Source organism: Brevundimonas lenta (assembly GCF_014196335.1).
Lineage (GTDB): Bacteria > Pseudomonadota > Alphaproteobacteria > Caulobacterales > Caulobacteraceae > Brevundimonas > Brevundimonas lenta.
The window spans coordinates 739265-760259 of the sequence record NZ_JACIDM010000001.1 but is presented as its reverse complement, the minus strand read 5'-3'; the positions used below and the strand labels follow the sequence as shown (position 1 = coordinate 760259).

Genomic DNA, 20995 nt, shown 5'->3' with positions numbered 1-20995 from the left:
GTCTTCAGGCGATCAGCCACATCGCCAACAGACCGACGGTGCCGACCAGGATGCGCCAGGCGGCGAACGGGGCGAAACCGTAGCGGCCGACGAAGTCGACCAGCGTCTTCACCACGAACAGACCGCTGAAGAACGACACGACGAAGCCGATGGCGATCAGCCCGGCCACGTCCTGCGTGATCAGGTCCCGGCTCTCCCAGAAGTCGAGCCCGAAGGCCGCGACCATCGTCGGGATGGCGAGGAAGAACGAGAACTCCGCCGCCGCCCGCTTGTCGACGCCCAGCAGCAGGCCGCCCACGATCGTCGCGCCTGAACGGGACACGCCCGGCACGATCGAGATGCACTGGAACAAACCCACGCCCAGCGCGGTCTTCCAGTTGAAGGCCATGGCGTCGTCGATCCGCGCCGGCGGCGCCCAGCGCTCCAGCGCGATCAGGCCGAACCCGCCGAGGATCAGGGTCACGCAGACGATCGTCGGATTGAACAGCACCTCCTTGATGAAATCGTGGAACAGCAGACCCACGATCGCCGAGGGGATGAAGGCCAGCAGCACCGACAGGGCGAACATTCGCGCCGCCGGATCCTTGCCCGGCAGGTCGAGCACGACCTTCCACAGGCGCTGGAAATAGATCGCCACCACCGCCAGGATCGCGCCCAGCTGGATCATGACGATGAAGGTGTCCCACGGCTCCGGAGGCAGTCCCAGCGCCTCCTTGGTCAGCAGCAGGTGGCCCGTGGACGAAACCGGAATGAACTCGGTCAGGCCTTCCACCAGGCCAAGGATGATCGCCGCCAACCAATCCGGCATACGCGCCCCTTACAAAGCTGGGGCGCGATTCAGTTCGCGCCCGGTTCAGGACCCACATAGCGCAGGCGCGCCCGGATAGGCGAGCCGTCGGTCATCTGGTCCAGCGCGTGGCCCAGCAATCCGGCCAGGCGGCCGACCAGCATCAGGTCCTGCGCACCCTCGCGCGGGAGCTCCAGTCGACGCGATACAGCCGCCAGCGCCAGCGAGAACGCGGGGGGACGTCCCGCCGCCGCCTCGCCTTCGGCCACCGCGCGCGCCAGATCGAGCGGCAGGTCCGCCGCCTGCAGCAGGGCCGCTGCGCGCGGATCCCCGCCTGGCCACATCCGGTCGCCGAAGCCGGCCAGCACGCCGGCCTCATGCGCGCGCCGGGCGGCGTCAGCGGCCTGACGTCGCACCGCGATGATCCAGGACGAGGCCCTGGTCATCTCGCTCATCACATCCGATGCGGCCACCACCGCCAGCCCGGCCAGCGCGCAGGCCGCGGGCGAGGCTCCGCCTGCGGCCGCCGCGCGCACGGCCAGCACGGCCGCGTCCAGGCCGGCGTCGGCCGACAGCACGAGGGCGCGCCGGATCAACTGGGCGTCGCGCTCGGGCGCCTTCCACGACCGCGCCAGTCTCTGGTGCAGGAACAGTCGCGGTCCCGGCCCGGCCACGGCGTCCACGGCCTCGTCCAGAACCCGCGCGCATTCGATGGCCAGGGTCTCGGGCGACCGCGGCTTGGCCTCGGCGTCCTCTTCGGCCCGTCGCGCCAGGGCGGCGAACAGGCGCGCCCGCGCCGATCCGCCGGGCGTCAGGCCGACCCGCGGCCGGACTTCGGCGAACGGATTGATCGTACGCACGCCCCACAGGCGCCGCGAAACATCCTCCAGCGTCGCCGTCTCCGACAACTGAACGGCGTCCAGCCCGCGGAAGAACAGGCGTCCGTCGGCGATGAAACTGATCGAGGAGGCCAGATCGGCCTCGCCCCGCGTCGGCGGCCCGCCCGGCGGCGCCCGCGGCGAGTCCTCGTCGGTGATCGGCTCGCCGGTCAAACGGGCGATGTCGCGCACGGCGTAAAGGCTGCGGCGCGGATCCAGCGGATCGGGCCGCGCAGTGATCCGCCCCCGGCTGACATAGGCGTACAGCGTCTGGGCTTTCACGCCCAGGCGGTCCAGCGCCTCTCCGCGCCCGATCCAGCGGTCGTCCGACGCCGGTTGCATGCCCATTCCCCCGGTGCGCCACCCCCTGGAACAGCGTTCCGGCGGCGACCGGAAACCGTTGTAATGGTAAACGCCTTCACGGTGAAGCTTGTGTCGGCCTTGGCACGGCCATGGCTTTCCGCGACAAGGACGGCGATGACCGCCTCCTCTCTGGACGACATCCACGCCGCCACGCGCAACGTCACCCGACTGTCGGTCGGCGTGGCCGTGACCCTGATCGTGCTCAAGGCCTTCGCCCTCGGCGCATCCGGTTCGGTCTCAATGCTGGCGTCGCTTGCGGATTCGACCCTCGACCTCGTCGCTTCACTGGCGACCTTCTTCGCCGTGCGCTGGGCCGCCGCCCCGCCCGACGACGAGCATCGATTCGGCCACGGCAAGGGCGAGGCGCTCGCCGCCCTGGTCCAGGCCGGCCTTGTCTTCGCGTCCAGCGTCTTCATCGGCTGGGAGGCCATCCAGCGCATCTTCGACCCGCGTCCGGTCAGCGCCGGCTACTGGAGCGTGCTGGTCGTCCTGATCTCCATCGCCCTGACCGGCTGGCTGGTCTGGCGCCAGACGCGGGCCGTCAAGGCGACCGGCTCCGTCGCCATCGAGGCCGACCGCGCCCACTACGTCGCCGACCTCGCCGCCAACGCCGTGGTCCTGATCGGCGTGATCTCGGGCGCCTTCCTGTCCGCGCCGGGACTGGACGCAGCGGCCGGCCTCGTCGTCGCCGTCTGGCTGTTCTGGGGCGCCACGGGCATCCTGCGTGGCGCCGCCGACCAGCTGCTGGATCGCACCGCCTCCGACGCCGACCGCGTCGCCATCACCACGGCCGTCCTGTCCGATCCCCGCATCGGCGGCGTGCATCGACTGCGCACCCGTCAGGCCGGCCCGGTCATGATGATCCAGATGCACATCGACATGGACCCCGCCCTGACCCTGGATCAGGCCCACGCCATCATGCAGGAGGCCGAGGAACGTCTGCTGGCCCAGTGGCCGCACGCGGACATCCTCATGCATCCGGACCCGCGCGGTCCCGTCCGCCCTCATGCCGACGACGTTTCTCCCACGACCGCAAAAGGACCCTGGGCCTGACGCCTTCGCGGGATGGCTAACGCCCGCTTAACGGCCTTGGGCGCATGGACAGCGCATGTCTTCCGTCCTGTATCACTTCGCTTTCGATCCCGGTTCGCGCGCCGCGCGCCTGGCGCTGGGCGAAGCGAAGGTCGCCTTCGAGGAAACGCCCGTCCGCCCGTGGGAGGACAGCTGCCCGATCGCGGGGCTGAATCCGTCGGGCATGCCGCCGGTCCTGCAGGTAACCGAGACCGGCCGGACCCTGACCCTGTGCGAACCGGCGGCCATTCTCGGCTGGCTCGAAGACCGTTCCGCCGCGCCCTTCCTGCTGCCCGCCGATGCGGCCGAGCGCGCCGAGACCCGCCGCCTGGTCACCTGGTTCGACCGCCGCTTCACCGACGAGGTCGACGCCGTGCTTCTGCACGAGCGCATGGAGAAGCCCCTGCTTCGCCTCGGGCCGCCCGAAGCCCGCGCCCTGCGCGCCGGCCGCGAGGCCCTGCGCGCCCACCTGTCGCAGTTCGAAAGCCTGGTGGCCGAGCGCGACTGGCTCTCCGGGCGCCGGCTCAGCCAGGCCGACCTCGTCGCCGCGGCCCACCTGTCGATCCTCGACTATTTCGGCGAGGTCGCCTGGGCCAACTGGCCCGCGTTGAAGACCTGGTACATGAAGCTGAAATCGCGGCCGTGCTTCCGGCCCCTGCTGGCCGACCGCTTCCCTGGCGTGCCCGCTTCGGGGCAGTATGCCGACCTCGATTTCTAGGGGGCGGGCATGAATACGAATCTTTGGGCGGCGGCGCTTGGCGCTGCGATGGTGCTTGGGTGGACGCCGGCGGCGGCCGCTCCTCCACCCGGGTCGGGCGCACCCGCTCTCGAACAACCCGGCGCCAATGAAGACGAGCTGGCCCGCCAATGGCTGGCGGATTCGGCGCGGTGGTCCACCGCCTATTCCGAAATCCTGAGCGCCAGGACCGATCGCATCGGCCGCTTCAGCGACGCCACCGCGCAGTTCATCGACCGCGTCGACGCGGGCGACCGGGCCGGCGCACGCGCCTGGGCGGAAGCCTGGATTGCTGCGGAAAGGTCCGGAATGGCCGGCGAGCGGGCGACGTTCGATACCCTGCCGACCGACCCGCCGGCCCTGCCGGGCTTCCTTGTTGAATACCCGGAAGCCCGCGCGGTCCGCCTCGGCTACATCGAATTCCGCGACGGCCTAGCCACCTTCCTGCGCCAGACGGATGCGGCGTTCGCGGACTATTCGAACCTGATGATCACGGCGACGTCCGGTCGGGATCAGGACCGGCTCGCCCTGATCAACGGCGTGATGATGCTCAGCGCAGCGGCCATCGACAGCGAGATCATCCTGCTACGGACGATGCGCAGCAAGCCGGGCGAACCGCAGCACCACCTCGTCTCCGCGATGCTGGAGTCCGACTATGCGATGTCGGCCTGGATGAAGCAGTTCGCGGCGACGCTGCTGGGCAAGGAGGTCGATCGGGACCTCGTCGCAACGGAAATGCGGCAGCGGGCCGCCGCCGCCTCGCAACAGGCAGACGACCTCGCCGCCGCCGCACGACAGAGCCGCACGGAGATGAACGCCGCCATGCAGCAGGCCGGTATGGCTCAGGTGTTCGGCGCCGCCATGGACTCCTACATTGAGAGCGCAAACGTCGAGCGGGAGATTGCAGCCTTGCTGACCAAACTGGCGGACAAGACAGCGGCAGGCGACCTCGAGGGTCAGCTCGCACTCAGCCAGGCCATGGAAGGTCTCGGCACGCGTCGCATGACCCTGCAACAGGACCGGGCGGCTATGGTGGCCGCTGTTTCCGACTGATGGCGGACGACCTGCGCGCCGAGGTACGCAAGCGCGCGGGCATGCTCGGCTTCGACGTCTGCCGCTTCGCCTCGGCCTCCGCGTCGTGGAGCGCGGGTGAGCGGCTGGCCCATTTTGTCGAGGCCGGGCGACACGGCGACATGGGCTGGATGGAGACGACGCTTGAGCGCCGCGCCCACCCCACCGCCATGTGGGAGGGCGCCCGCAGCGCCATCGTCCTGGGTCTCAACTACGGACCGGAGCATGATCCCCTGCCGGAGATGCAGGACGCCTCGGCCGGCTACATCTCAGTCTATGCGCGCGGCGACGACTATCACGAGGTCATCAAGGGTCGGCTCAAGACCCTCGCCGGCCAGATCGCCGCCCGCACCGGCGAGGAGGTCAAGGTCTTCGTCGACACCGCTCCCCTGATGGAGAAGCCGCTGGCCCAGCGGGCCGGCCTCGGCTGGCAGGGCAAGCACACCAACCTGCTGTCGCGCAGTCACGGCAACTGGCTGTTTCTCGGCGTCATCCTCACCGCGACGGAGTTCGAGCCGGACGCGCCGGAGGGGGAGCACTGCGGCACCTGCACCGCCTGCCTCGACGCCTGTCCGACGGCGGCCTTCCCGGCCCCGTTCCAGCTCGACGCCCGCCGCTGCCTTTCCTATCTGACCATCGAGTTCGCGGGGCCCTGGCCGGTCGAGTTCCGCACGGCGGCCGGCAGCCGCATCTACGGCTGCGACGACTGTCTGGCCGTCTGTCCGTGGAACAAGTTCGCCGCCGCCGCCCGGGAAGGGCGCGTGCAGGCCCGGGACGCCCTGGTCTCGCCCCGCCTGGCGGATCTCGCCGCCCTGGACGACGCCGCCTTCCGCGCCCTGTTCACGAAAAGCCCGGTCAAACGCATCGGTCGCGACCGCTTCGTCCGCAACGTCCTCTACGCCATCGGCAACAGCGGGGACGCGGAACAGATCCCGTCCGCCGAGGCCCTGCTGGACGACCCGAACCCGGTCGTCCGCGACGCCGCCGAATGGGCGCTGGCGCGTCTGACCACGTAGAGTCCCGCGCGCCTTGTCATCCGTCTGGCGGCCGGCGAGCCCAACTCAATCCGGTTTGATCGGCCCGTAGATGTCGAGATCGACGACGAGGCCACGCTCCCCGATCATGCGGAGTGTTTCAGGTTGCAGCGTCAGGCCATCGTTCGACGTTGCAAGGAACAGCCCACAGAAGACGCGCCCCCTGTACCGACCAGCCAACGACCGCCACGCTTGGAGGTCATCGTTCAGGCCCGAAAACAGCTGCCTGATCTTCCAATCGAGATCCGCAGGCTCCTGTCGATCCGCCACCAGCCGCCACGAACCGGTTTTGGCGGTGATCTCCCTGCCGTAATCGTTAGTCCACGTTTCGCCCCTGGCGACGCCGACGGTTGGTTCGCCCCCGAGACTGCGCGTGATCTCGGCCGGATCGAGGTCGTCACCATAGAAGCCGATGGATGCCGCCGAGGATTCGAGCGTCCCCATGGCCCCTTACCCGTTGGCCGAGCCGACACCTGTCTCGCCGCCCGGCGCGCGGGCGATATCCAGCAGCTTAAGCCGGAACACCAGCACGCTGTTCGGCGGGATCGGGCCCTGGCCCTGTTCGCCGTAGCCCTTCTCGGGCGGCAGATAGACGACCCATTCGTCGCCGACCTTCATGTGCTGCAGCGCCTCGGTCCAGCCGTCGACGACCGTGCCCAGGGTGAAGACCGCCGGCTGGCCGCGTTCGAACGAGCTGTCGAACACCGTACCGTCCGTCAGGCTGCCTTCGTACTCCACGCGAACCAGATCGTTCCGGTCCGGGCTCTCGCCGCCTGCGGGGCCCGACTGCAGGATCTTGTACTGCACGCCCGACGGCAGGGTTTTCACCCCCTCCGCCTTGGCGTTGTTGGTCAGGAAGAACTGGGCCGCGCGTGCGTTCACGTCGGCGGTCTCGTCCACCGTCGCCGGGCCCTTGTTGCAGGCGGCCAGCGCCAGCGTCGCCATGACGGCTGCGGCCGCTGCGGTCCTAGCCCATGCGAAGGTCATATCCAGCCTCTTCCAGTCCCTGTCTGATTTCCTGAGCGTGCGCTTCGCCGCGGGTCTCGACCATGATGTCGAACTCCGCGCCCTTGGCCGGCACATCCAGCGCCAGCCGGTTGTGCACCACGTCGATGATGTTGCCGCCAAGACCGCCGATCACCGCGCTCATCTTGGACAGCATGCCCGGGCGGTCGTCGCCCAGGATGCGATAGACCACCAGCTTCTTCTCGCGGACCAGCTCGCGGTTCAGGACCACGGCCAGCATGCGGGCGTCGATATTGCCGCCGGTCAGCTCGATGCCGACCTTCAGGCCCCTGAATTTGTCGGGGTAGGCCAGCATGGCCGCCAGGCCGCCGGCCCCGGCGCCCTCGGCGACCGTCTTCTCCAGCGTGGCGAGGAAGGCGACGCCCTTCTCGAAATCGGCCTCCTGGCAGACCAGGACCTCGTCGATCAGCGGGTCCGCCAGCGCGAACGGAATGTCGCCGACCGCCTTGATGGCGATGCCCTCGGCGATCGTCTGGCCGCCGCATTTCGGCGGCTGGCCGGCCCGTTTGGCCGAGAACGAGGGATACATGGCCGCCTCGACGCCGACGATGCGGATAGAAGGCTTCAGGGCTTTCGCCGCGATGGCCGAACCGGCGATCAGCCCGCCGCCGCCGATCGGAATGATCAGAACGTCGAGGTCAGGCGCGTCCTCCAGGAACTCCAGGCCGCACACGCCCTGGCCAGCCACAATGCCCGCGTCGTCGAAGGCCGAGATGAAGACGAAGCCTTCCTCGTCGCGCAGCCGGTGCGCCTCCTCGGTCGAGCCGGAAAAATCGGCGCCCTTGATCACGACGGTCGCGCCGTGGGCCCGCGTGCCGTCCGCCTTCACGAAGGGCGTGCCCTCCGGCATGACGATCGTCACCGGCACGCCCAGACGGCCGCCGTGATAGGCCAGCGCCTGTGCGTGATTGCCCGCGCTGGCGGCGACCACGCCGCGTCGCCGTTCGTCCGGCGTCAGTTGCAGCAGGCGATTCAGCGCGCCGCGTTCCTTGAACGAGCCGGTGAAATGCAGGTTGTCGAACTTGATCCAGACCTCGGCTCCGGTGAGCTGCGAGATGCGGCGCGAATAGCGTACGGGCGTACGGTCGACCTGACCGGCGATACGGTCCCGCGCCGCCAGAATGTCGTCAAACGTGACTGTCATGGGCGTCCCCTATACCCGGTTCTGCGCCGGGCTGATGCGCGCTTTTGGACCACGGCCCCATGCGTCGCAACCTTGACCTTATGGCGGCGTTGAGCGTCTGATCAGATGTTCGAACCGCAGTTGACGGAGAGAGCCATGTCCAAGCCCAGGTTCGCCCTGCCCCTGATCGTCCTCGCCGCCGCCGGCGCCGTCCTGGCCGGTTGCGCGACCACGCCTGTCGGCGGCGCTCCGTCGGGCCCCGCAACCTTCCGCACTGACGATTTCAGCTGGTCGACACCCGCCGGCCGCGGCTCCATCGACGGTCGCGTCGAATACCGCCAGAACGGCGTCGCCTTCGCCTGCACCGGCAACGTCGCCCTGACGCCGGACACCCCCTACACCCGCGCCCGCTTCCAGACCCTGTACGGTTCGGTCGACCGCGCCGCCCTGCCGGAAGCCGTCGTGCGCGCCCGCACCGTTCCGGATCCCAATGCCGACTATCGCTCGTTCGTCCGGTCGACGACCTGCGCCGACGGCCGCTTCGAGTTCACTGGCCTGCCCGACGGCGGCTGGTTCATCATCGCCCCGGTCAGCGCCGGCGGAGACCGCGTGGTGCTGATGCGCCGCGTGCAGACCCGCGGCGGAAGGATCGCCGTCACCCTCTGAAAGTTCACGCCACCCGTTCGAAAGGCCGCGTATCGGGCCGCTCTGGAGAGTTAACCATGCGCCTCGCCCTGACCGCCGCCGCCGGCCTCGCCCTGCTCGCCGCGCCCGCCGCCGCCCAGTCCTGGAATCCGTACAGCTACAGCGGCCAGGACCGGTACGACGGGCGATACGACTACGACCGCCGTGACACCAACGCCGTCCCGTCGAACTTCGACTGGCGCAGCCAGCTGGACCGGCCGGGCGATTATCGCTGCGACGCCTATTGGGATGCGAACCGGGACGACTGCGGCGATCGCTGGCGCGACCAGCGCCGCCGCGTCAGCCCGCAGGCGCGCCGCGACTATCGCGAGCTCGCCGGCTACTCCCGCGACGAGTACAGCCGCTACGGCCATGGCGACTACGGCTACGGCTACAGCCAGGGGCGCTACGGCTATCGATCCCATCAGCGCGGATACGGTTCGGCCTACGGCTACGGGCACGGCTCCGGCGGCACGACCTACGAAGGCGCCTACGGGCGGCCGGACGTGGTCTTCCCCGGCGGCGGTCGGGCATACGCCGGCGGCCGCGACGTCCGCCGTATGGACTGGTGCCGCGCCAACTATCGCTCGTACGATCCGGCCAGCGGCTATTACCGCGGCTACAGCGGCGAGCTGATTTTCTGCGGCTAAACCGCCACTTCCGCGGCAATTGACGCGCTAACGGCGTTCATCTGATCACAGACGTGTGGGTGAGCGCCGTTCGCCCTTTTTTCGCCCCGCCCGGCCCGCTCGGTCACATCCGCCCACCAGGGCGTTTAGTCGAGGGGGAGCGTACGTGTCCCAGCACAATATCTCTGGCTCGGAAGTCTTCGGACCCAAGCCGTTCGTCATCCTGCGTGGCGTTAAATCCAGCGGCCTGCGCCGCCAGCGCACCGCCCGCACCTGGGTGGCCTTCGTCGCCGGCGCGATCGTCGCCGTCACCGGCGGCGCTGTCGCCATGGCCGCGGTCTTCGGCCCCACCCTGTTCGGCTAAGCCGCCGACCTGAACGGTGCGAAACGGCCAGAAGGCGAACCCTTCTGGCCGTCGCCGTTCTTCAGGCCAGCCAGACCATCCGGCGCGTCCGCGCCTCTTCCCCGCGAGCGCGGCTGAAACCCTTGCGGACCTCGCCCGTGTACAGGAAGCCGGCCTTCTCCAGCACGCGGCCGGAGGCGGGATTGTCGTCGAAATGGCCCGCCACCAGCGCGCGCCGACGCCAGTTGCGGCTGGCCCAGACCACGCCGGCCTCCAGCGCCTCGGTCGCATAGCCGCGACCCCAGAACGGGCGGCCGATCCAGTAGCCGACCTCCGGCCCCAGATCCCCATCCTCGAACAGACCCAGCACGCCGACGGGCCCGTGGTCCTCATGCTCGATCAGGAAGGTCTGCGCTTTCGCCGGATCCTGCCCCGCGACGCGCAGAACGAACTCCTCGGCGTCGTCCATCGAGAACGGATGCGGCATCCGAAGGGTCATGCGCGCGATATCCGGGTCGTTGGCGAGCGTGGCCAGACGGCAAATATCCTGGGCCTGCGGGCTACGCAGAGCCAGACGCCGCGTCTCGACGACGGGAGAGGGTTCGATCACGCACATGACACGCCTCGTTCGATTCTCACCGCCTCCTTGGAGGGCTCGGGCGGTGTTCGAGGCGGGGAAACGAAAACGGGGAGCCCGGTGATCCGGACTCCCCGCGGAAAATTTTCCCTTGGTCCGGATCGGGGCTTTCCAGCCTGCGCGATCCGGTTTGAGGGCGGTTCGCGCTATTCGGCGGCCATGGCCTGCGGCTGGGTGTCGTTGGCGGCAAGAATCGACACGTAACAACGGCCACCACGCTTGGTGGTGAATTTCACGGCGCCGTTTACGAGCGCGAACAGGGTGTGGTCACGTCCGAGACCCATGTTCTCACCCGGGTGGAACGTGGTGCCGCGCTGACGCACGATGATGTTGCCGGCCAGCACGCGCTCGCCGCCAAACTTCTTCACGCCAAGGCGCTTCGACTCGGAGTCGCGACCGTTGCGCGACGAACCGCCGGATTTCTTGTGAGCCATCGGAACTCTCTTCGCTTTACGTCGGGGGCCCTCAGGCGCCTGACGTTGTCATTCTTAGCACAGTCGCGCCGGAAGGGCGCGGGGTGGATTACGCTTCGTCGGTCGACGCGGCCTTGGCCTTCTTGGCCGGGGCCTTCTTGGCGGCCGGAGCCTTGGCTTCGGTCTCGACCTTGGCGGCCTTCGGAGCCGCGGCCTTCTTGGCCGGCTTGGCTTCTTCGGTCGCTTCAACGCGCGGGGCGAGGCCACGGGCGCGGGCGTTCATTTCAGCCTTGGTCATCAGCGAGGTTTCGCCGTCCCACTTGGCCTTCTCGCCGGCGCCTTCGATGCCGGTGATGCGCAGGACGGTTTCCATCTGGCGATGGCCGTTCGTGCGGCGGTAGCCTTGACGACGGATCTTCTTGAAGATCTTGATCTTCTCACCCTTGCGGGTTTCGACCAGCGTCGCTGCGACGGTCGCGCCGTCGATCAGCGGAGCGCCGACCGTAACGCCCTTGTCGCCGCCGAGCATCAGCACTTCGCCGAAGTTGACGGCAGCGCCGGCGTCGCCATCGAGTTTCTCGACCACGATCACATCGCCCGGTTGGACCCGGTACTGCTTGCCGCCGGTCTTGATCACCGCGTACATGTTGAAGCCTCAGCGTAAACGCAAAAAGAATAAGCCCGACGGGGACCCCCCTCGGGCGAAGAGCGGCGACATATACGGAAGGGGTCGACCGAGTCAACGCGGACGGGCGAAAAACCCGGATTGGCGGCACAGGCGCCGCAGCGGGGACACGTTCGAACGGGCTAGCCCGCTCTCGCTAACTCGATAGCGCACTTTGCCTGGAGGGCGGCGCAGCGCATCCTGAACTTGGCGGGTTTGGTCGGGGAGGCAGTGGAGGGCCTTCGCATGCCTGGTGCGCCCCGCTTCGGCACCGTGTCATATACCGTTGGTACGACATTCAACGGTGTAGACCTCAACGAGAATTTCGGCGTCTCCGTCGCCTCTGCGGGCGATGTGAACAATGACGGCGTCCCGGATCTCATCGTCGGCGCCGATCTGGATGACGTCGGCGGCCCGAACTACGGCAGCGCCCGTGTGATCTCCGGCGCGAACGGCGCCACTCTTCACTTTCTGACGGGCGGAGCGGCGGAGGACTTCTTCGGCCATTCGGTCGCCGGCGCAGGTGATGTGGACAACGACGGGTTCGATGACGTGATCATCGGGGCATGGGTCGCCGATCCCAATGGACAGGAGTCCGGCCTGGCCCGCGTCTATTCCGGCGCGACCGGCGCGATCCTGCACACATTCACGGGCAACAGCGCTGGCGATCGTCTCGGCGTGTCTGTTGCGTCCGCCGGAGACGTCAACGGCGACGGACGGCCGGACCTGATCGTCGGCGTCTATCAGGAAGACAACAACGGTCAGAATTCCGGCAGCGCACTCGTCTATTCCGGCGTAGACGGCGCATTGCTGCACACCTTCAACGGATCGGTTCCGGCCGAGATGTTCGGCACGTCCGTGGCCTCCGCCGGCGACGTCGATGGAGATGGCCAGGCCGACCTCATCGTGGGAGCGCCCGGGGATGACGTGACGGCCACCAACGCTGGCGCCGCCTATGTCTATTCAGGCGCGACGGGGGCGCTGCTCTACACGTTCAACGGCGCCAGTTCCGGCGACAATTTCGGAGTCTCCGTCGCCGGGGCCGGGGATGTGAACGGCGATGGTCGCGCCGACCTGATCGTCGGGGCCAATCTCGACGACAACACCGGCGTGAACTCCGGCAGCGCCCGGGTGATCTCGGGCGCGACGGGCGCCACGCTGTACGCCGTCAATGGCGCCGGGGTCGGGGCCCAATTCGGCCGGTCGGTGGCCGCGGCGGGCGATCTCGACGGCGACGGTTGCGACGACCTGATCGTCGGCGCGCCCGAGGACCGCGCCACGGCCGGCAGCGCGCGCATCATCTCAGGCGCCACAGGCGGCACGATCGCCACCTTCGTCGGCGATGACGGAGATGACAATTTCGGCTTCTCCGTTTCCTCGGCCGACGATCTGAACGGCGACGGCTTCGATGATCTGATCGTCGGCGCCGACGACGATGAGACCAACGGCCTCGTCTCGGGCAGCGCCCGCACCTTCCTGTCGCAGCAGACCAACCTGCTCGACAACGCTCCGGCCTTCACCGAGCACGACCCCGGCGTCCTGCTGGACGGTGACGTCGCCATCGCCGACGCCGAGTTCGACTTCGCCAACAGCTACGCCGGCGGGACCCTGACGCTCGCGCGGGTGGACGGCGCCAATGTCGATGATGTCTTCGCCGGCTCCGGCGCCCTGTCGCTGGCGAACGGCCAGGTGCTCGTGTCCGGCGTCGCCATCGGCGACTACACCGACGTCGGCGGCGAGTTGGTCATCACCTTCAACGCCGCCGCCACCACCGTCCGCGCCAACCAGGTCCTGCGGTCCATCACCTATGTGAACGCCTCGCACACCCCGCCGGCGTCGGCCGCCATCCAGATCACCTTCAGCGACAATGACCCGGTTCAGCCCCAGTCTGTCTCGGGCGTGATCACCGTCGCCCTCACCGCTGTGGAGGACTTGCCGCTGGCCTTCGACGACGCCGTCTCCGCGGCCGAGGTCGGGGTCCTGACCGGCAGCGTCTTCGCCGACAACGGTTCCGGAGCCGACGGCGATTTCGACGGACCGCCGATCGCGGTCGGCCAGGTCAACGGCGCGATCGGAGCGGTCGGCCAGCCCGTCCTGATGGCCTCCGGGGCCGTACTGACAGTCAACGCCGACGGGACCTTCACCTACGATCACGGCACCCTGTTCAACACCCTGCCCGGACCGCTGTCCGGGGCCGCCAACCGCACCTTCAGCGAGACCTTCACCTACGGTCTGGTCACCGGCCAGGTGGCGACCGTCACCGTCACGGTCGTCGGCGAGGACGGAGGGCTCGACATCCTGCTCGGCACGGCCGGCGCAGACGATATGGATGGCGGCGCAGGCGACGACCAGGTCCGCGGCAGCGCCGGAGACGATCTGCTGGACGGCGGCGACGGGATCGACGTTCTCGTCTACGCCGGCTCGACCTCGGGCGTGTCCGTCAACCTCGCGGCCGGCCGCGCGACGAACGACGGCCAGGGCGGCGCCGACAGCGTGTCGAATTTCGAGAACATCGCCGGCTCGGCGTTTGACGACCTGCTGGTGGCGTCGGGCGCCGCCAATCGCCTGGCCGGCGGTGCGGGCGCGGACACCCTGATCGGGCTGGGCGGCGCGGACGTTCTCATCGGCGGGGCGGGCGCGGCCAATCAGCTGCAGGGCGGCGACGGCGACGACCAGTATTTCGTCACCGCCAACGACAGCGTCATTGAACTGGCCGCCCAGGGCCGCGACCGCGTCCTCACCGACCGCACCACCTTCACCCTCGGAGCCAATGTCGAAGAGCTGGTCTACACCGGCGCAGCGGCCTTCACCGGCCGCGGCAACGGGCTGGACAATTTCATCGCCGGCGCCGGCGGGGCGGACAGTCTCAGCGGCGGGGTCGGGCGGGACGTCCTGTCCGGCGGCGCGGGCGTCGACCGCGCCGACTATTCGACCGCCGCAGCGGGGGTCGTCGCCAGTCTCGCGCTCGGCGCGGCCTCGACGGACGGGGACGGGTCCAACGACATCCTGATCGGCCTCGAGGATCTGCGCGGCTCGGGCTTCGATGACCGACTTTCCGGCGACGCCGGAGCCAACCGGCTGGAAGGCCAGGGCGGCGGCGACGTCCTCGTCGGTCGCGGGGGCGCCGACATCCTGTCCGGCGGCGGCGGGATCGATACAGCCGACTACGCGGCCGCCGCGGCAGGCGTCACCGCTTCCCTGACGGCCGCCACGGCTTCCAACGATGGCGACGGCGCCGCCGATATACTGGAGTCCATCGAGAACCTGATCGGCTCCGCGTTCGACGACCTGCTGATCGGCCACGCCCAGGGCAACATCCTGACCGGCGGCGCGGGCCGCGACACCCTGCTGGGCCTCGACGGGGCCGACACGCTCGCGGGCGGACAGGGCGTCGCCAACCAGCTATTCGGCGGTCTGGGCGACGACATCTATGTGCTGGAAGCCGTAGGCGACACCATCTTCGAGGCCGAGGGCGCGGGCACGGATACGGCGCGCGTCGCCTACAACCTGCTGAACCTCGCCGCCAACGTCGAGAACGTCGTCTATACCGGCACGGGCGGTTTCACTGTCGTCGGCAACGCCCTCGCCAACGTCCTCACCGGCGGCGCCGGACTGGACACCTTCACCGGCGGCGGCGGCAACGACACCCTGAACGGCGGCGGCGGACGGGACATAGCCCGCATGTCGGGAACCGCCGCGCAATATTACTTCGCCGATCTCGGCGACGGCCGGCTGCGCATCGTCGACACGGTCGCCGGTCGCGACGGCATCGACATCCTCAACGACATAGAGGCGGTGCGCTTCTCCGACGGGACCATCACCGAGATCTCCGCACTTCCGGCTCCCGCCCTGTCCTTCAAATCCGTCGCGGGTCCCCAGGTGCTGCCGGGCGTGGACGACGTCTTCTCCTTCAGGGAGGAGTCCATCCCCTCGCGCCTCTTGCGCCCCGACCGGGATGGATTCGGGGGGCACGACGGGTCGATGTTCCAGGCGCACGCCGATGACTGGCTGTTCTAGACCTCAACCCTGACGGGACAGCACACCGCTGGACGTCGGTCCCGCCTTCGGCGCCGACGACTGGTTCCTGAAACGACGCGACAAGCTTGACCAATGCGGGCGGGACACATGCGGCGGGCGACCGCTCGCGCGTCACGGTCCGTCAGTTGCTGCCGGCCCCGCTTTAAGGTTTAGGTAACCGCATCAAAAAGGGCGCCTATGGGGGGCGTGCCCGCGCATGCGCCGTTGCGCGCCGCGCGATGCAGGGGGCCAGACATGCCGGTCACGTTCAGCGAACAAGACACCTCGACCTTCCCGCTGCCCGCCGCGGGCGGCCGCATGAACTTCGTCGACGTCGATGGCGACGGCGATATGGACATCCTGTTCCAGACCGGCGCCAACGGCACGGCGTTCCAGTACGCCCGCTCCAACGGCGACGGCACCTACACCATCCTGGCCCTGGGCTCTTCGCCGTTCGCCGGCCTGACCCTCCCGGACCACAACGGGGGCAATTTCCACTTCGGCGACATCGACGGCGACGGCGACATGGACCTGTGGGCCGGTCAGGCGTCGGGCGCCGGCACAGGCAGCTACTTCCGCAACGACAACGGGACGTTCACCGCGCAGTCGTCCTCCACCTTCCCGCAGCCGGGCGCCGCGTCGCGCGTCGCGATGGGTGACTTCGACGGCGATGGCGACGCCGACATGCTCTACCAGACGGTCGGCAACGGGACGCCCTTCCAGTACGCCCGCTCCAATGGCGACGGCACCTACACCCTCCTGGCTCTTGCCTCCTCGCCCTTCGCCGGTTTGACCCTGCCGGACAACGGCGGCGGCACCCACTATGTCGCCGACTTCGACGGCGACGGCGACGTCGACATCTGGGCGACCGTGGCCAGCAACACGGGCAGCTATTTCGTCAACAACGGGAACGGGACCTTCTCGGCCGGTTCGGCCTCCACCTTCCCCGCGGCGGCGGCGATCACCCGCCACGTGATCGGCGACTTCGATTCCGACGGCGACGCCGACATCCTCTACCAGACCGGCGCCGACGGCACGGTCTGGCAGTACGCCCGCTCCAACGGCGACGGCACGATGACGATCCTGTCGCAAGCCGCCTCGCCCTTCGCCGGCGTCAGCCTCGTCAACCACAACGGCTCGAACTTCATGGCCGGCGACATTGATGGCGATGGCGACGACGATATCCTGGGAACGGTCAACGGCACCCAGGGCGAGTTCTACCTCGCCAACGGCAAGCCGCCCGAGATCGCCAGTTCGACCCCGTCGGACAACGCCACGGGCGTCGCCGTCGGCGCCAACATCGTCCTGACGTTCGACGAGTCCGTCACCAAGGGCTCGGGCAACATCTACATCTACCGCGGCGACGGCACCCTGATCGAAACCATCAGCGTCGGCTCGGCCCAGGTCTCCGGCTCGGGCACGACCTGGACCATCGACCCCTCGGTCACCCTCGCGGGCCTGACCAACTACTACATCCTCACCGACGACGGCATCTTCGCCGACGCCGACGGCTCGATCTTCGCGGGCATCAGCGACGCGATCACGCTGAACTTCACCACCGCCGCCGCCAACACCGCGCCGACCTTCATCAACATGAATGGCGACATGGCCGCCTTCACGGAAGGCGCGCCGGTTCAAGTCGATGTGGGCGGCAACGCCATAATCACCGACGCCGAACAGGCCAATTTCAACGGCGGAACCCTGACCTTCACGATCACCAACAACGGCGTCGCCGCCCAGGACGTGCTCAGCATCGCCAACAACGGCACGGCCCCGGGCCTGATCAGCGTTTCCGGCAACGCCGTCTCGTATGGCGGTGTGCAGATCGGGACCTTCACCGGCGGGACCGCCGGCGCCGCCCTGGTCGTCACCCTTGACCCCGACGCCACCCCGGCCGCCACCCAGGCCGTGGTCCGGGCGCTGCGGTACAACAACACCTCCGATGCGCCGAACACGGCGACGCGCACCATCACAACCGTCCTCACCGACGGCGCGGGCGGAACCAGCGCGACCCAGACCAACAGCGTCACCCTCACCGCAGTCAACGACGTACACACGGGCGGGGCTTCCATCACCGGCTCGGCGGCCGAGGACCAGGTCCTGACCGCCGTCTCGACCCTGGTCGATCCGGACGGCCTCGGGACCCTGCACTATCAGTGGCAGCGCGACACCGGCGGCGGTTACGTCAACGTCGGCGCCGACCAGGCGACCTACACCCTCGGCGACGCCGATGTCGGCGGCGTCGTGCGCGTGGTGATCTATTACACCGACGCCGGCGGCACGGTTGAGTCCGCGACCAGCGCCGGCACGGCGGCCGTCGCCGCCGTCAACGATCCGCACACCGGCGGCGCCGTGATCAGCGGCACGGTCAGCGAGAACCAGGTCCTGACCGCGGTCTCAACCCTGGCTGATCCCGACGGCCTGGGGACCCTGCACTATGACTGGCAGCGCAACACCGGATCGGGCTTCGTCTCGATCGGCGCCGCCGACCAGGCGACCTACACCCTCGGCGACGCCGACGTGGGCGCCTCGGTCCGGGTGGTGATCAGCTACACCGACGGCCAGGGCTTCTCGGAGTCGGCGACCAGCGGCGCCTCGCCGACCATCGCCGGCGTCAACGACCCGCACACCGGCGGCGCCTCGATCAGCGGCACGGCCACCGAGGACCAGGTCCTGACCGCCGTCTCGACCCTGGCCGACGCCGACGGCCTGGGGACCCTGCACTACGACTGGCAGCGCGACACCGGCTCGGGCTTCGTCTCGATCGGCGCCGCTGACCAGGCGACCTACACCCTCGGCGGCGCCGACGTCGGCGGTGTGGTCCGCGTGGTCATCAGCTACACCGACGGCCAGGGCTTCTCGGAGTCGGCGACCAGCGCCGGCACCGCGGCCGTCGCCAACGTCAACGACGCTCCCACCGGCGGCGTGTCGATCACCGGCACGGCGACCGAGGACCAGGTCCTGACCGCCGACACCTCGACACTGGCCGACGCCGACGGCCTGGGGACCCTGCACTACGACTGGCAGCGCGACACCGGCTCGGGCTTCGTCTCGATCGGCGCCGCCGACCAGGCGACCTACACCCTCGGCGACGCCGACGTGGGCGGCTCGATCCGCGTCGTCGTCAGCTACACCGACGGCTCGGGCACGGCCGAGACGGCGACCAGCGCCGGCACCAACGCCATCGTCAACGTCGACGACGCCGCCGTGGCGGTGGACGATTCCGACGCGACGCTGGAAAGCGCCGTGCTGAGCGGTTCGGTGGTCGCCAACGACACCGACATCGACGGCCCGGCCTTCGTGGTCACCCACGTCAATGGTTCGGCCGCCGGCGTCGGAACCGAGATCGCCCTGGCCTCGGGAGCCCTGCTGACCCTGAATGCCGACGGGACCTACAGCTACAATCCGAACGGCTCGTTTACCCACCTGTCGGGCCCGGCCTCGGGCGGCACCAACCTGACCGCGACGGACAGCTTCACCTATACGCTGCTCGACGGAAACACGGCGACCGTCACCATCACCATCGTCGGCGAGGACAGCCCGGGCGATGACGTCCAGGGCGACAGCGGGGACAACATCCTGACCGCCGGCGACGGCGAGGACACCCTCATCGGCGGCGCGGGCGACGACACGCTCGATGGCGGCGACGGCGAGGACACCGCCGACTACTCCGGCTCGACCGGCGGCGTGCACATCCGCCTCAACGGCGGCTTCGGCACGGATGGCGAGGGCGGCACCGACACCCTCACCAACATCGAAAACCTGACCGGCTCGGCCAACAACGACATCCTGATCGGCGCGAACGGCGGCAACACCCTGTCGGGCGGCGCCGGCGCGGACGTCCTGATCGGTCTGGATGGAAACGACGTCCTCGTCGGCGGCGCCGGCGCGGCGAACCAGCTGCAGGGCGGGACGGGCGACGACTCCTACTGGGTCGAGGCCAACGACACGATCATCGAACTGCCGAACCAGGGCCACGACCGCATCTTCACCTCGCGCAACGCCATGACCCTCGTCGCCAATGTCGAGGAACTGCACTTCACCGGCGCCGGAAACTTCAGCGGCACGGGCAACGCCCTGGACAACACCATCGTCGGCGGCGCCGGCAATGACCTGCTGTCGGGCCGTGGCGGCGACGACACCCTGCACGGCGGTTCGGGCGGCGTGGATACCGTCACCTATGCGACGGCCGCGGCCGGCGTGGTGGCCAGCCTGTTCCACGGCGCGACCTTCGATGACGGCGACGGCGGTGCGGACGACCTTGTCGACATCGAGAACCTGATCGGTTCGGCCTTCACCGACACCCTGATGGGCGACGCCGGCGCCAACGTCCTGATGGGCGGCGGCGGCGACGACTGGTTCGAGGGCCACGGCGGCAACGACCTCATGAACGGCGGGATCGGAACCGATACGGCCAACTACTTCGCCTCCAGCGGCGCGGTCACCGTTCGCCTCGACGGCGCCACGGCCCAGGATGGCGAGGGCGGAACGGACACCCTGGTCTCGATCGAGAACGTCGTCGGCACCACCCAGGACGACTTCATCGTCGGCAACGCCGTCGCCAACCACCTGCAGGGCGCCAACGGCCGCGACATCCTGATGGGCATGGGCGGCGCCGACATCCTCGAAGGCGGCAACGGCGCGGCCAACACCCTGTTCGGCGGCGCGGGCGACGACCTCTACATCGTCACCGCCAACGACACGATCATCGAACTGACCGGCGAGGGAACGGACAGCGTCCAGACCAACCGCAACCAGTTCACCCTGGCCGCCAACGTCGAGAACCTGACCTTCACCGGGTCGGGCGACTTCGCCGGCACGGGCAACGCCTCCAGCAACGTCATCACCGGCGGAGCCGGGCGTGACACCCTGACCGGCGGCGGCGGCAACGACACGCTGAACGGCGGCCAGGGCCACGACACGGCCCGGTTCACCGGCTCGGCGTCCCAGTACCTGGTCGAAGCCCTCGGCGGCGGTCAGTACCGCGTCACCGATACGGTCGGCGGTCGCGACGGCGTCGATATCCTGAACAGCGTGGAGCAGATCCGCTTCCTCGACAGCACGGTCGTCATCGGCGCCGTGTCGACGCCCGAACTGACCACCAAGGACATGGGCGGCGGCGCCCAGGTCCTGCCGGACGACGACTTCCTGTTCGCGACATTCGACAGCCGGCCGCAGGTCCTGCCGACCCTGTTCGACGATGACGGGGCGCTCGCCTCGTCCGGCGGGTTCGACGGCCTGGCCCTCGCTCCGGTCTTCCGCGAAGCCCACGGCCAGGACGGAAGCCTGCACCTGATCGACAGCTGGCACACCCACGACGACTGGATGTTCTGACACCACTTTCGACCCGGACGCGCGGTTTGACCCTGCCGGGGAAAAACCGCGCGTTTCCTGGACTCGATTGTAAATGTCTCAAAACTCGCCTTAGGTAACGCCGTTCCGACGCCCTCCGACGAGAGGCGCGTCTGCGCGGGCGTTCGGCCGCGCGTCGCCTGCGGAGCAGGACTCCGCCGGTAACA

Annotated in this window: 17 protein-coding genes; 9 read left to right on the top strand and 8 right to left on the bottom strand. The window is 69.0% G+C overall.

The features are described 5' to 3' along the window. Positions 1-4: 4 nt before the first annotated feature. Entirely contained in the window at positions 5-808 is an 804-nt protein-coding gene (locus GGR12_RS03815; RefSeq protein WP_183203051.1) for an undecaprenyl-diphosphate phosphatase, read from the bottom strand. 29 nt (positions 809-837) lie between these two features. Next, a complete protein-coding gene (locus GGR12_RS03810; RefSeq protein ID WP_246328719.1) occupies positions 838-2007 on the bottom strand; it encodes a citrate/2-methylcitrate synthase in 1170 nt (389 codons plus the stop codon). Positions 2008-2142: 135 nt separating this feature from the next. On the opposite strand from GGR12_RS03810, the gene GGR12_RS03805 reads away from it, so the two are divergent. The 4 genes from GGR12_RS03805 to queG are packed head-to-tail and all read left to right on the top strand — an operon-like array spanning position 2143 to position 5922. After that, a complete protein-coding gene (locus GGR12_RS03805; protein ID WP_183203047.1) occupies positions 2143-3081 on the top strand; it encodes a cation diffusion facilitator family transporter in 939 nt (312 codons plus the stop codon). A 55-nt stretch (positions 3082-3136) separates the two neighbouring features. Further along, positions 3137-3817, top strand: a complete 681-nt coding sequence (gene fzlA, locus GGR12_RS03800; protein ID WP_183203044.1) for an FtsZ-binding protein FzlA — start codon at positions 3137-3139, stop codon at positions 3815-3817. A 9-nt stretch (positions 3818-3826) separates the two neighbouring features. Further along, positions 3827-4888 (top strand): hypothetical protein, encoded by a 1062-nt coding sequence (locus GGR12_RS03795; RefSeq protein WP_183203042.1) that lies wholly within the window; start codon positions 3827-3829, stop codon positions 4886-4888. Beyond that, on the top strand, positions 4888-5922 hold the full coding sequence (gene queG / locus GGR12_RS03790) for a tRNA epoxyqueuosine(34) reductase QueG (protein ID WP_183203040.1): 1035 nt from the start codon (positions 4888-4890) through the stop codon (positions 5920-5922). Before GGR12_RS03795 ends, queG begins: the two co-directional genes overlap by 1 nt. 45 nt (positions 5923-5967) lie before the next feature. On the opposite strand, the gene GGR12_RS03785 is transcribed toward queG, so the two are convergent. From GGR12_RS03785 to GGR12_RS03775, 3 genes are read right to left on the bottom strand one after another with little or no spacing between them, the layout of a single operon-like run. Beyond that, positions 5968-6384 carry a DUF4279 domain-containing protein gene (locus GGR12_RS03785; protein WP_183203038.1) on the bottom strand — a complete coding sequence of 139 codons (417 nt, stop codon included), beginning with the start codon at positions 6382-6384 and terminating at the stop codon, positions 5968-5970. A 6-nt stretch (positions 6385-6390) separates the two neighbouring features. Continuing rightward, positions 6391-6927, bottom strand: coding sequence for a BamJ family beta-barrel-assembly machinery protein (gene bamJ / locus GGR12_RS03780; protein ID WP_183203036.1), 537 nt, complete (start codon positions 6925-6927; stop codon positions 6391-6393). Beyond that, complete coding sequence (locus GGR12_RS03775; RefSeq protein WP_183203034.1) at positions 6908-8110, bottom strand: threonine ammonia-lyase; 1203 nt, start codon at positions 8108-8110, stop codon at positions 6908-6910. Before GGR12_RS03775 ends, bamJ begins: the two co-directional genes overlap by 20 nt. A 135-nt stretch (positions 8111-8245) precedes the next feature. On the opposite strand from GGR12_RS03775, the gene GGR12_RS03770 reads away from it, so the two are divergent. The 3 genes from GGR12_RS03770 (at position 8246) to GGR12_RS03760 (ending at position 9766) form a co-directional block, all read left to right on the top strand. Further along, positions 8246-8755, top strand: coding sequence for a hypothetical protein (locus GGR12_RS03770; protein ID WP_183203032.1), 510 nt, complete (start codon positions 8246-8248; stop codon positions 8753-8755). A 56-nt stretch (positions 8756-8811) separates the two neighbouring features. Continuing rightward, on the top strand, positions 8812-9423 hold the full coding sequence (locus GGR12_RS03765; protein ID WP_183203030.1) for a BA14K family protein: 612 nt from the start codon (positions 8812-8814) through the stop codon (positions 9421-9423). A 145-nt stretch (positions 9424-9568) separates the two neighbouring features. Beyond that, entirely contained in the window at positions 9569-9766 is a 198-nt protein-coding gene (locus GGR12_RS03760) for a hypothetical protein (RefSeq protein ID WP_183203028.1), read from the top strand. A gap of 61 nt (positions 9767-9827) precedes the next feature. On the opposite strand, the gene GGR12_RS03755 is transcribed toward GGR12_RS03760, so the two are convergent. The 3 genes from GGR12_RS03755 to rplU all read right to left on the bottom strand — a co-directional run bounded on the left by GGR12_RS03755 (position 9828) and on the right by rplU (position 11441). After that, positions 9828-10361, bottom strand: a complete 534-nt coding sequence (locus GGR12_RS03755) for a GNAT family N-acetyltransferase (protein WP_183203026.1) — start codon at positions 10359-10361, stop codon at positions 9828-9830. A gap of 167 nt (positions 10362-10528) precedes the next feature. Next, on the bottom strand, positions 10529-10816 hold the full coding sequence (gene rpmA, locus GGR12_RS03750) for a 50S ribosomal protein L27 (protein ID WP_183203024.1): 288 nt from the start codon (positions 10814-10816) through the stop codon (positions 10529-10531). A gap of 88 nt (positions 10817-10904) precedes the next feature. Then, positions 10905-11441 carry a 50S ribosomal protein L21 gene (gene rplU, locus GGR12_RS03745; protein WP_183203022.1) on the bottom strand — a complete coding sequence of 179 codons (537 nt, stop codon included), beginning with the start codon at positions 11439-11441 and terminating at the stop codon, positions 10905-10907. 264 nt (positions 11442-11705) lie between these two features. On the opposite strand from rplU, the gene GGR12_RS03740 reads away from it, so the two are divergent. Together GGR12_RS03740 and GGR12_RS03735 are read left to right on the top strand one after the other, a co-directional pair. After that, the gene (locus GGR12_RS03740; RefSeq protein ID WP_183203020.1) at positions 11706-15476 is read left to right on the top strand and encodes a beta strand repeat-containing protein; all 3771 of its coding nucleotides are present in this window, start codon (positions 11706-11708) and stop codon (positions 15474-15476) included. Positions 15477-15731: 255 nt separating this feature from the next. Beyond that, on the top strand, positions 15732-20810 hold the full coding sequence (locus GGR12_RS03735; protein WP_183203018.1) for a beta strand repeat-containing protein: 5079 nt from the start codon (positions 15732-15734) through the stop codon (positions 20808-20810). Positions 20811-20995 lie beyond the last annotated feature (185 nt).

Coding starts and splice junctions, on each gene's coding strand:
- GGR12_RS03815 (WP_183203051.1), bottom strand. CDS start 808: ATGCCGGATTGGTTGGCGGCGATCATCCTTGGCCTGGTGGAAGGCCTG.
- GGR12_RS03810 (WP_246328719.1), bottom strand. CDS start 2,007: ATGCAACCGGCGTCGGACGACCGCTGGATCGGGCGCGGAGAGGCGCTG.
- GGR12_RS03805 (WP_183203047.1), top strand. CDS start 2,143: ATGACCGCCTCCTCTCTGGACGACATCCACGCCGCCACGCGCAACGTC.
- fzlA (WP_183203044.1), top strand. CDS start 3,137: ATGTCTTCCGTCCTGTATCACTTCGCTTTCGATCCCGGTTCGCGCGCC.
- GGR12_RS03795 (WP_183203042.1), top strand. CDS start 3,827: ATGAATACGAATCTTTGGGCGGCGGCGCTTGGCGCTGCGATGGTGCTT.
- queG (WP_183203040.1), top strand. CDS start 4,888: ATGGCGGACGACCTGCGCGCCGAGGTACGCAAGCGCGCGGGCATGCTC.
- GGR12_RS03785 (WP_183203038.1), bottom strand. CDS start 6,384: ATGGGGACGCTCGAATCCTCGGCGGCATCCATCGGCTTCTATGGTGAC.
- bamJ (WP_183203036.1), bottom strand. CDS start 6,927: ATGACCTTCGCATGGGCTAGGACCGCAGCGGCCGCAGCCGTCATGGCG.
- GGR12_RS03775 (WP_183203034.1), bottom strand. CDS start 8,110: ATGACAGTCACGTTTGACGACATTCTGGCGGCGCGGGACCGTATCGCC.
- GGR12_RS03770 (WP_183203032.1), top strand. CDS start 8,246: ATGTCCAAGCCCAGGTTCGCCCTGCCCCTGATCGTCCTCGCCGCCGCC.
- GGR12_RS03765 (WP_183203030.1), top strand. CDS start 8,812: ATGCGCCTCGCCCTGACCGCCGCCGCCGGCCTCGCCCTGCTCGCCGCG.
- GGR12_RS03755 (WP_183203026.1), bottom strand. CDS start 10,361: ATGTGCGTGATCGAACCCTCTCCCGTCGTCGAGACGCGGCGTCTGGCT.
- rpmA (WP_183203024.1), bottom strand. CDS start 10,816: ATGGCTCACAAGAAATCCGGCGGTTCGTCGCGCAACGGTCGCGACTCC.
- rplU (WP_183203022.1), bottom strand. CDS start 11,441: ATGTACGCGGTGATCAAGACCGGCGGCAAGCAGTACCGGGTCCAACCG.
- GGR12_RS03740 (WP_183203020.1), top strand. CDS start 11,706: ATGCCTGGTGCGCCCCGCTTCGGCACCGTGTCATATACCGTTGGTACG.
- GGR12_RS03735 (WP_183203018.1), top strand. CDS start 15,732: ATGCCGGTCACGTTCAGCGAACAAGACACCTCGACCTTCCCGCTGCCC.